This is a genomic window from Bifidobacterium sp. LH_450, from assembly GCF_056356715.1.
In genome coordinates this window covers 553,598-563,191 of record NZ_JBKEUU010000002.1, presented here as the reverse complement: position 1 = coordinate 563,191, position 9,594 = coordinate 553,598, and the positions used below count along the sequence as shown (strand labels likewise).

The window sequence follows — 9,594 nt, the reverse complement described above, 5'->3', positions numbered from 1 at the left end:
GTTCATGGTTGTAGTAGCTGACGAACTCGGCCAGCTGGGCGTTGAATTCGTCCAGGTTCGCGGCCAGGGGGCGCGCGTCGAGCCATTGCTTGAGCGTCTGGTGCCAGCGCTCGATCTTGCCCTGGGTCTGGGGATGGTAGGGCCGGCCGTGCTTCTGGCGCACCCCGTGCGAGTCCAGCAGCCCCTCGAGCCGGTGGCGCTGGCCGGATCCCGGCAGGCTCCTGAATACCTTGCCGTTGTCGGTCAGCGTGCTGGCGGGGATGCCGTGCTCGCCGCACGCCTCGAGGAACAGGGCGGCCACGTCGTCGACGCGGACCGGATCGTAGGCGCGCGAGGCGAGCACGAACCGGGAGTGGTCGTCGAACCAGGTCAGCACCTGCGCGTCGGTGCCGTCCGCGAGGACCCAGTGCGTGAAATCCGACTGCCAGGTCTCGTTGGGCAGCTCCGCCTCGAAACGCTGCACGCTGGCGCGCGGCCGCTTGGCAGGCTCCGGGGTCACCAGCCCCTCGTCCACCAGGATGCGGTGGATCGTCGACGCCGCCGGCGCCGCGCCGTCACGGCGCAGCATCAGCGTGCGGATCGACCTGGCTCCCGCATCCATGCCGCCGTCGCGCAGCTCGCGGCGAAGCTGCGCCACCCGCCGGCGCGTGGCCCGGTCCGTGCGGTTGGCGACCCGGCGCGCCGCGCGGCTGGCCGGCACCAGCGCCGCCTCGCCGTCCTGGCGGTAGCGGCGCTCGAGCTGGTAGACCCATTGCCTGCTCACGCCATAGCGGGCGGCCACCCTGGCGACCGCCTCGCCTTCGGCGAGGGCCTCGATGATGCGCACGTTGCGCTCGTAGAGGGAACGCGCCTGCCGGCTCAAAGCGGACGGATCGACCTCACGGGTAGTCTTGTGATTGTCGTTGCCTTGGTTGTGTTTGCTATTGACCATACCAATCACAACCACGGCAACGGCCTGAAAAATGTCAACCATCCCCTCGGACCACTGTCAACCATCCGCTGACACAGCTGTCAACTATCCGGTCGAACAGGACAAGTCGCCTACGCCCCGTCAGCGACTGGAAAGTTCTATTTGGGGCACGTCTCAGTCGCTGACGCTGTCACCGTGTGCTTTGTTCCGAGATTTCTACTTTCCAGTCACCTACGCCCCGTCGGCGACTGAAAAGTAGATTGGTGGATACGTTTCAGTCGGTGGGGCGTCGTGAGCGACTGGAAAGTAGATTGTGGGGAATAAGCCAGCGCGTAGGGCGGCAGACAACCGGTGGGGTAGTAGGCAGGTGGGAGGGGATTGTCCATATTTTGGACGTTGGGGGGTTAGGGGGTATGAGGTGGGTGTATTAGTGAATATTTTGTAAAGTTCGCTCAGCTCCCCACGCCTGCGATTCCCGCGGAGTCCGACCTGACGATGCAACCCGGGACGGGGCAGCTCCCCGCGACTTTCCGTGCGCAACGGAGCGAACCAGCCATTGACCAGCCCGTCTGTTTCCCGCCCGCCGGCCGCGACCCAAGTTAGAGAGGCTTTCCGTGCAGATTTTCCGTACCAAATCGGTTGAGCAAACGCTCGCCGAAACCGAAGAAGAAGGCCACAAGCTCAAGCGCAATCTTGGCTGGTGGGACCTTGCCGTCATGGGCGTCGCCGTCGCCGTCGGCGCGGGCATCTTCTCGGTCGGCGCCCAGGCCGCGGCGTTCCATGCCGGGCCGGCCGTCATCATCTCGTTCATCATCGCCGGCGTCGTGTGCGGGGCGGCCGTGATGTGCTATGCGGAATTCGCGTCGCTGATGCCGGTTGCCGGCTCGGCCTATACGTTCACCTACGCAACCATCGGCGAGTTCGCCGCGTGGATCATCGGCTGGGACCTGATCCTCGAAATGCTGATGGCCGCCTCCGTGATCTCGAAGTACTGGGGCGTGTACCTCAACGACTTCATGCGCCTGATGGGCGTCAACTGGGACACGAACATCACCATCGGCGGCTCGTTCACCATCGACATCGCGCCGATCATCATCGTCGCGTTCTTCACGGCGCTGCTCGTGCTAGGCACGCAGATCGGCGCCCGTGTCGACGGCGCGATGACGATCCTCAAGATCGGCGTCGTCCTCTTCGTGGTGGTCGTCGGCTTCTTCTACGTCAAGTCCTCCAACTTCACGCCGTTCATCCCGCCGAGCGAGCCCGCTTCCGACGTGCCCGGCGCCGCCGCGACGAGCACGATGTCGATGCCGCTGACGCAATGGATCACCGGCAAGACCCCGTCGATCTACGGCTGGAGCGGCGTCATTTCCGGCGCGGCGCTCGTGTTCTTCGCCTTCATCGGCTTCGATGTCGTCGCCACCGCCTCCGAGGAAACGAAGAACCCGAAGCGCAACGTGCCGCTCGGCATCGGCGTGGGCATGGTGCTCATCGTCATCCTCTACGTCCTCGTCGCCATCGTCACCACCGGCATGGTCTCCTACAAGCAGCTCGCCGCCGTCGACAGTCCGTCGCTGGCCACCGCCTTCGAGCTCGTCGGCGCCAACTGGGCGGCCAAGATCATCTCGTTCGGCATCGTCGTCGGCCTGGCCACCGTCGTCATGGTGCTGCTGCTGGGCCTCACGCGCGTCATCTTCGCGATGAGCCGCGACGGCCTGCTGCCGCGCAGCGTCTCCAAGACCGGCAAGCACGGCACCCCCGCCCGCCTGCAGATCATCTGCGGCATCGTCGTCGCCATCATCGCCGCCTGCTTCAACATCGACGTGCTCTCCGACATGGTCAACATCGGCACGCTCTCCGCATTCACGCTCGTCGCCATCGCCGTGCCGATCATGCGCAAGAAGCGTCCCGACCTCAAGCGCACGTTCAAGATGCCCGGCAACCCGTGGGTGCCGATCCTCATCGCGCTCGCCAATTTCTACCTGATGCTCAACCTGTCGGTGCTCACCTGGATCCGCTTCCTCGTGTGGCTCGTCGTCGGCTTCATCGTCTACTTCGCCTACAGCTACAACCACGCCCGCCTGGGCACCGGCGAACTCGACCGCGAGTTCGAGAAGTTCAAGCGCGACCAGGAACTCGCCGCCGCCCAAGCCGCCGCCAAGGGGAAGCTGGAAGCCAAGGAAAAGCCGGCTGCCGAATAAGCAAGCCAAACAGCAACGGGCTGGGGTATCCTTGGAGGGTATCCGAAGCCTGAAGGCGGCAATCCAAGCGGAAAGTCAGGAGGAAACGATGGCATACGTAATCGCGCAGCCGTGCGTGGACGTCAAGGACAAGGCCTGCGTCGACGAGTGCCCGGTCGACTGCATCTACGAAGGCGTGCGTTCGCTGTACATCAACCCGAACGAGTGCGTTGACTGCGGCGCCTGCGAACCGGTCTGCCCGACCGAGGCGATCTTCTACGAAGACGACCTGCCGGAAGAGTGGGAGTGGTACAAGGACGCGGCCGTCAATTTCTTCGCCGAAGTCGGCGACCTCGGCGGCGCCTCGACGGCCGGCCCTATCGGCAAGGACCCGCAGCGCGTGGCCGAGCTGCCCCCGCAGAACCAGGGCGAGTGAGCGATGGGTTTCGCCAGCTACGCAACCCCCTATGACTGGAGCCGCGTAGCCTCCTTCAAGAAAGCGGCGGCGAACGCTCCCGGCGGCCTGATCGACCTGTCGATCGGCTCCCCGGTCGATCCCGTCCCCGACTCGGTGCGCAAGGCGCTCGCCGCAGCGTCCAACGATCCGAACGCGTACGGCTACCCGGCCACCGTCGGCACCCCGGAACTGCGCGGCGCCATCGCGCAATGGTTCCAAGATTGCCGCGGGGTGAATCTTGAACAGATCAACGCCGACGCGGTGCCGACGGTAGGTTCGAAGGAAGCGGTCGCGCTGATGGCGTCGCTGCTGCATCTGGGCGAAGGCGACGTCGTCGTCCAGCCGCAGGTCGCCTACCCGACGTACGAAATCGGCACCCAGATTTCCGGCGCCCGCGTCGTCAAGGTCGCCGACGTCGCCGACACCGCGTCCTGGCGCGGCATTCCCGGCGTCAAGGCGGTGTGGGTGAACTCGCCGAACAACCCGACCGGCGAAACGTACGGCGAGAACGAACTGAAGGCCATCGTCGACGCGGCGCGCGCCATCGGCGCGACGGTGCTGTCCGACGAATGCTACGCGATGATGAACTGGAGCGACGCGAACGCCGCCGCCATCATCTCCGGAACGCCGCTGGAAGGCGCCCCCTGCGCGCTCGGCGCGAACGTGTGCGGCGGCTCGGCCGACGGCATCCTCGTGCTGTATTCGCTCTCCAAGCAAAGCAACATGGCCGGCTACCGCGCCGCGTTCATCGCCGGCGACGCCGCGCTCGTCGGCGCGATGAAGGCCGACCGCAAGCAGATCGGCCAGATCGTCCCCGGCCCCGTCCAGGCTGCGATGGCGGCGGGGCTCGCCGACCACGAAGCGCTGCGCACGCAGTTCTCGCGCTATCGCAGCCGCCTGCTGGACCTGGTCGGCGCGCTGCGTGCGTACGGCTACGCCACCGACATGCCGGACGGCGCGCTGTACGTGTGGGTCAAGGCGAAGTCCGGCGACTGCTGGAGCGACATGGCCGCGCTCGCCCGCATCGGCATCGTGCCGAGCCCCGGCGAGTTCTACGGCGACGCCGGCTATCTGCGATTCTCGGCCACCGCCACCGACGCCGCCATCGCCGAAGCCGTCCAGCGCCTCACCAACTGCTAGTTTTCCCCAATCCAAGATTCCCGGCTCGCCAGTTCCAGCCGGGAATCTTGCTTTTGGGACGGGATTTTTTCCGTACTGGATTCCGGTTTTCAAAAAGTTTCAGCTGTGGGTTTCGTTAAGTCGGTCAGAAGCCCAATTGCGCGGCTTTGTCGCCGAAGCGGCTGCGGACGGCGTCGAGGGCGGCTTCCGCAGCCTTGCGGTGCGCCGTCTGCTCGGCCCGGCTCGGCGAGCCGGACTCGCCGGCCGGTTCCATCACGTCGTCGAACGTCGGCTGCGAAACCGCGGTCGCGGCGTCTTCCAGGCCGCTCACCGAGATTCCGGCGAGCCGCACCAGCCGCGGCAACGCCGTGTCGCCGTCGGCGAGCGCGGCCACGCGGCTTGCGGCGACCGAATCGGCCAGGGCGGCCGAATCTTCCTCGAATCCCATCATCGCGTGCAGCAGCGCAAGCGCTACCGGCAGGATCTGCGCCGCCGAATCCAGCGGCTGCTCGACCGTGCGCGACGCCGTTTTATACGCAAGATTGTCGAAGCGCAGCTTCACTGTCACCGTCCGGCCGACCAGTCCGCGCCGGCGCAGCGTTTCGGCGACGTCGCCGGCGCACCAGCGCAGCAGGGACGTCACCTTGCGCAGGCTGCGCGTGTCCTCGTCGAACGTGCGTTCGGCGCCAATCGACTTCTCCTCGCGCACCGGCGTGACCTTGCGGGCGTCGATGCCGCGCGCCGCCGCGTATAGGGAGCGTGCCGCGGCGGGGGAGCCGGTGACGCGCTCGAGTTCCTCCTGCGTGAGCTTGGCGAGGGCGGCGACCGAATCGACGCCCCAGCCGTTGAGCTTGCGTTCCAGCGCAGGGCCGATGCCGGGAATGCCGCGCAACGGCATCATCTGGACGAATTCGGCGTGCCGGTCGACGGGAATGAGCAGCATCCCGTCCGGCTTCGCGTTCGTCGACGCCATCTTCGCCACCAGCTTGTTCGAGGCGATGCCGACGGAGCAGGTGATGGAGAACTGGCGGCGTACCTCCTGGCGCAGCCACGCGCCGATGCGGCTCGGCGAACCCCATTGGCGCAGCGCGCCGGAAACGTCCATGAAGCATTCATCGACCGAGACCTTCTCGATGCAGTCGGTGACCTGGTGGAAGATCCCGTCGAAAATGCGGTGCGAAACGTCGCGATAGTAGGCCATGTCGACCGGCAGAAAGATCCCGTCCGGGCACAGCTGGCGCGCCCTGGCGCTTGCCATCGCCGAGTTGATGCCATAGCGGCGCGCTTCGTAGCTGGCCGCCGACACGACCGAGCGGTTGCCGGTGCCGATGATGACCGGCTTGCCGCGCAGTTCGGGGTGCCGCGCCGTTTCCAGCGACGCATAGAACGCGTCCATGTCGATATGCAGCACCGTGCAGCCGGTTTCGTCATGCCCCCAGTCCCGTTTGGCGGCCGCGATCCGTGGTGCGTTGCTCATACCCCCACTCTATCCCGTTCCCCGTGTGCTGGAAAGGGCTCTCCTAGGACATATGCTAGCTACCCGAAGAGAGTCCTGTTCCCCGGTATGCCGGGAAGTGCCCTCGAACGTGCTGTCTAAAATGCTGTCCAACGTTCCCTTAGGTGTACCCTTTCTGGTGTCTTGTGTGGTGTCTTATCGGGTGTTTATCGTCCGCGGTTCCTGCGCTGCTGGCAGGCACCGATGATTGCTTGTGCACGGTGGGAACGGAGCCAAGGACGGAAGCCTAATCCGCCAACCCGTGTCAACTAAAATGTCAAGTATTCGGCTGATTTCCGGCGTTTTCGTAGACTTTCGAGGCAGCCGCGCGCATTGACGGCGCGCTGCTACTGGCAGGGTCGAACTGCTGGAATGAAGCGGTTCTGGAAACGGAAAAGGGTTTCCGAGAAGACCTCGAAAACCCTATGGGCGGAGTCAGAGGGATTCGAACCCTCGAGCCGCTAACGCGACTAACACCTTAGCAGGGTGCCCCTTTCGGCCACTCAGGCATGACTCCACGTTGCGTAACAGCAACAGTGATAGAGCATAGCATCTTTTCCGCCGCAAAACACGCCGTACACGAAAAAATCTCAAAATTTGTCAGGAATGAAATAAGCGAAGGTACGCCTTTGTCCCCCGCTCGGTTGACCAGTGTAGTCACGCTGCTGGCGAAAAGGCAAATCCCGGGGGCCGTACATGACCGCTTTGTGGATGCTCTTGCGTCCAGAGTTTCGGGACCATTGGCTTCACTGGACACAAGAGCGGTCCTTCGCCCCTCCAAAATGGCGGATTTTCAATGAAGCAGCATCGGGCTTGTGTCCAGTGGCCCGGCGCCCCGAAAACTCTGGACGGCCTAGGAGGCTCAGCGCCTCTGGATGCCCCTGTAGCCGGAGGAGGCGGACCCCAAACCGGCAACCGGGGGCTGCCATGGCAGGCGATAGAGTGGGACGCATGAGCAAGTACCCGCCGATTCTGCATGTCAACCCGGAACGCACCGACCTGCCGCTGGTGGCGATGCCGTGCGTCACCGAGCCGATGATCGCCCCGTTCGAGCGCTGGTTCGGCCTGTTCGACGACGTGGCGCGGCTGGACGTCTACACTGAATTCACCCACGACAAGGCCGAATTCGTCCGCCGCTGCGCCGGCGCCCGCGCGGTCATCGTCATCGGCGTACACATCGACGACGCCACGCTGCGCGCGCTGGCGGCGCAGGGCGTCGAGTGCCTCGCGTTCGGCGGCACCGGCGTCGCCAGCTACATCGATCTTGCGTTGGCGCGCGAGCTGGGCGTGCGCGTGTGCAACGCCGTGCACTACGGCGACCACGCTGTCGCCGAGTTCGCCATCGCGCTGATGTTCGAACTGGCGCGCCGCGTCGGCGAACTCGACTCCCAGACCCGCGCCGGCCTGTGGGACACGCGCGCCCCCAGCGGCATCGAACTGTACGGCAAGAAGCTCGCGATCGTGGGCTTGGGCGGCATCGGCCGCACCGTCGCGCGCATCGCGCAGGGCATCGGCATGAAGGTATACGCGTGGCGCTCGCCGTCGTCGCGCCAGGACTATCTTGCGCTCGACGTCACCCCGGTCGACGACATGGACGAACTGTTCGCGCTCGCCGATGTCGTTTCGATCCACATGCCGCTCAACGAAGCGACGCGCGGGCTGATCACCGCGGAAAACCTCGAGTCGCTGCGCCCCGGCACGATGTTCGTCAACACCGCCCGCGCCGAGGTCATCGAGCCGGGCGCGCTCGTCAAGCGCCTCGAGCGCGGCGACATTCCGGCCGCGCTCGACGTCTACGACACCGAGCCGCTTCCGAAGGACTCGCCCCTGTTCGCCATCCCCGGCCTCGTGCTGACGCCGCACGCCGCGTGGCAAAGCGACGGCGCGTACGCCGAGCTGACGCACCAGTGCGTCGAAGCGGTCGTCGCCTTCCTTCAGGGCCGAGATTTCAACGTCGCGAACTAGGGGAGGCTTTAGTTGCGTACCGTACTGGACACCGCCGCGTCGCCGGCGCACGACGCGTTCGTCGAGAAGAAATCCGAGTTCATCGGCGACGCCTGCCACGTCGCCTCCGTCGACGAAGCGCTCGCGTTCGTGGACAAGATTCGCGAGCAGCATCCCAAGAGCCGCCACGTTGCGTACGCGGCGCTGGTTTCCGGCCCGGACGGCCGGCTCATCGAACGCATGAGCGACGACGGCGAGCCGTCCGGCACGGCAGGCAAGCCGATCCTCGACGTCCTGCGCGCCAACGACCTCATAGATTCGGCCGTCGCCGTCACGCGGTATTTCGGCGGGATCCTGCTGGGTTCCGGAGGGCTCATCCGCGCCTATTCGACCGGCGCGTCGCTGGCTGTCAAGGCGGCCACCGTCGCCGAGATCGTCGAGTGCCGCCGGGTTGCGGTGACGCTCGAGTATGCGCAGCTGGGGCCGTTTGCCAATCTGCTGTCCTCCCTCGGCGGCGAACAGGAGCACGCCGAGTTCACCGACCGCGTCGCCGTCACCGCCATCGTGCCGCAGGCGGTGCTGGAACAGTTCCATCAGCGGCTGACGGACCTGTTCCACGGCTCGGTCGCCGCCACCGAAGGCGACCTGCTGCTGCGCCCCGCCGCGCGGTAGGAACGGCGTGCCCGCTGTTAGGGTGGAGGCATGAGCGACGAGATGACGACGGCAACCCCGCAGGATGAAGCGGAACCGGAAACCCAGGGGGCCGAAACGGAGCCGGAGGCCCAAGGAACTGAAACGGAACCGAAAGCCGAAGCGGAACCGGAAACGCAGGAGGCGCAGGAATCTGAAGCCGGGAGCGGTGAAGGGCAGAACGAACAGCACTTCGAGGCGCTGACGGTGATGTATGAGCGGCTGCGGCACTCCGAGGACCCGCAGGAGCTGCACGAGTTCGCGCGGCGCGAGCTGCCGGACCGCGCCGAACAGGCGGCGTTCTCCCGCGCGACGGCACTGCTGGAAGCGGTGGCCGGCAATCTCAATACGCCGGAGGAGGACCGCATCTTCCTCGCCGAAACGATGCCGTTCCCGAACATCCTCGTCAAGCTGTCGTGCGATCCGTCGGCCGCGGTGCGCCGCGCGGTGGCGGCCAACGGCGAAGACAAGAACTGGCTCGTGGGGCGCCTGACGAAGGATCCGGACCCCGACGTGCGCGACACGGCGCTGCGCAACAAGCGCACGTCGTGGAAGATGCGTCTGGAAGGTGCCCAGAATGCGGACGTCGATGCCGAGACGCTCGACTTCCTCTCCACGCTGGGGGCGAGCGCCGAGCCGGACGCGCCGGCGATCCTGGCCACGATGGTGCGGCGAGCTGTAGCGCTCAACCCGAACGCATCAGCGGAAACGCTCGAACGCTTGGCGCAGGACGAAGCGCCGGAAGTGGCCCGCGCGGCCGCCCGCAGGCTGCAGCGGTAGCGCCGGCGTGTCCCGCGGGCGT

Annotated in this window: 8 protein-coding genes and 1 tRNA gene; 6 read left to right on the top strand and 3 right to left on the bottom strand. The window is 65.9% G+C overall.

Going from position 1 to position 9,594, the window contains the following annotated elements; all coding sequences use genetic code 11:
* The coding region (locus AC1AXT_RS04865; RefSeq protein WP_476562932.1) for an IS481 family transposase at window positions 1–931 on the bottom strand (931 nt) is incomplete at its 3' end.
* A 593-nt stretch (window positions 932–1,524) separates the two neighbouring features.
* Here AC1AXT_RS04865 and AC1AXT_RS04860 point away from each other — a divergent pair.
* From AC1AXT_RS04860 to dapC, 3 genes are all read left to right on the top strand, one after another.
* Window positions 1,525–3,108 carry an amino acid permease gene (locus tag AC1AXT_RS04860; RefSeq protein WP_476541678.1) on the top strand — a complete coding sequence of 528 codons (1,584 nt, stop codon included), beginning with the start codon at window positions 1,525–1,527 and terminating at the stop codon, window positions 3,106–3,108.
* An 88-nt stretch (window positions 3,109–3,196) separates the two neighbouring features.
* The gene (fdxA, locus tag AC1AXT_RS04855) at window positions 3,197–3,523 is read left to right on the top strand and encodes a ferredoxin (protein ID WP_476541680.1); all 327 of its coding nucleotides are present in this window, start codon (window positions 3,197–3,199) and stop codon (window positions 3,521–3,523) included.
* A gap of 3 nt (window positions 3,524–3,526) precedes the next feature.
* Window positions 3,527–4,684 carry a succinyldiaminopimelate transaminase gene (gene dapC, locus AC1AXT_RS04850; RefSeq protein WP_476541682.1) on the top strand — a complete coding sequence of 386 codons (1,158 nt, stop codon included), beginning with the start codon at window positions 3,527–3,529 and terminating at the stop codon, window positions 4,682–4,684.
* A gap of 124 nt (window positions 4,685–4,808) precedes the next feature.
* On the opposite strand, the gene dinB is transcribed toward dapC, so the two are convergent.
* Both dinB and AC1AXT_RS04840 read right to left on the bottom strand, forming a co-directional pair.
* Entirely contained in the window at window positions 4,809–6,140 is a 1,332-nt protein-coding gene (gene dinB, locus AC1AXT_RS04845) for a DNA polymerase IV (RefSeq protein ID WP_476541684.1), read from the bottom strand.
* Window positions 6,141–6,588: 448 nt separating this feature from the next.
* Window positions 6,589–6,675, bottom strand: a tRNA-Ser gene (locus AC1AXT_RS04840).
* Window positions 6,676–7,109: 434 nt separating this feature from the next.
* Between AC1AXT_RS04840 and AC1AXT_RS04835 the strand changes: the two genes are divergently transcribed.
* The 3 genes from AC1AXT_RS04835 to AC1AXT_RS04825 are packed head-to-tail and all read left to right on the top strand — an operon-like array spanning window position 7,110 to window position 9,572.
* On the top strand, window positions 7,110–8,123 hold the full coding sequence (locus AC1AXT_RS04835; RefSeq protein WP_476541686.1) for a D-2-hydroxyacid dehydrogenase family protein: 1,014 nt from the start codon (window positions 7,110–7,112) through the stop codon (window positions 8,121–8,123).
* A 12-nt stretch (window positions 8,124–8,135) separates the two neighbouring features.
* Complete coding sequence (locus AC1AXT_RS04830; RefSeq protein ID WP_476541688.1) at window positions 8,136–8,774, top strand: IMPACT family protein; 639 nt, start codon at window positions 8,136–8,138, stop codon at window positions 8,772–8,774.
* Between the two features lie 30 nt (window positions 8,775–8,804).
* Window positions 8,805–9,572 carry an AbrB family transcriptional regulator gene (locus AC1AXT_RS04825; protein WP_476541689.1) on the top strand — a complete coding sequence of 256 codons (768 nt, stop codon included), beginning with the start codon at window positions 8,805–8,807 and terminating at the stop codon, window positions 9,570–9,572.
* The last annotated feature ends 22 nt before the right edge of the window (window positions 9,573–9,594 follow it).

Excerpts from the sequence above, each read along its gene's own strand:
- dapC (WP_476541682.1), top strand. The coding sequence starts at position 3,527 with ATGGGTTTCGCCAGCTACGCAACCCCCTATGACTGGAGCCGCGTAGCC.
- AC1AXT_RS04835 (WP_476541686.1), top strand. The coding sequence starts at position 7,110 with ATGAGCAAGTACCCGCCGATTCTGCATGTCAACCCGGAACGCACCGAC.
- AC1AXT_RS04825 (WP_476541689.1), top strand. The coding sequence starts at position 8,805 with ATGAGCGACGAGATGACGACGGCAACCCCGCAGGATGAAGCGGAACCG.
- fdxA (WP_476541680.1), top strand. The coding sequence starts at position 3,197 with ATGGCATACGTAATCGCGCAGCCGTGCGTGGACGTCAAGGACAAGGCC.
- dinB (WP_476541684.1), bottom strand. The coding sequence starts at position 6,140 with ATGAGCAACGCACCACGGATCGCGGCCGCCAAACGGGACTGGGGGCAT.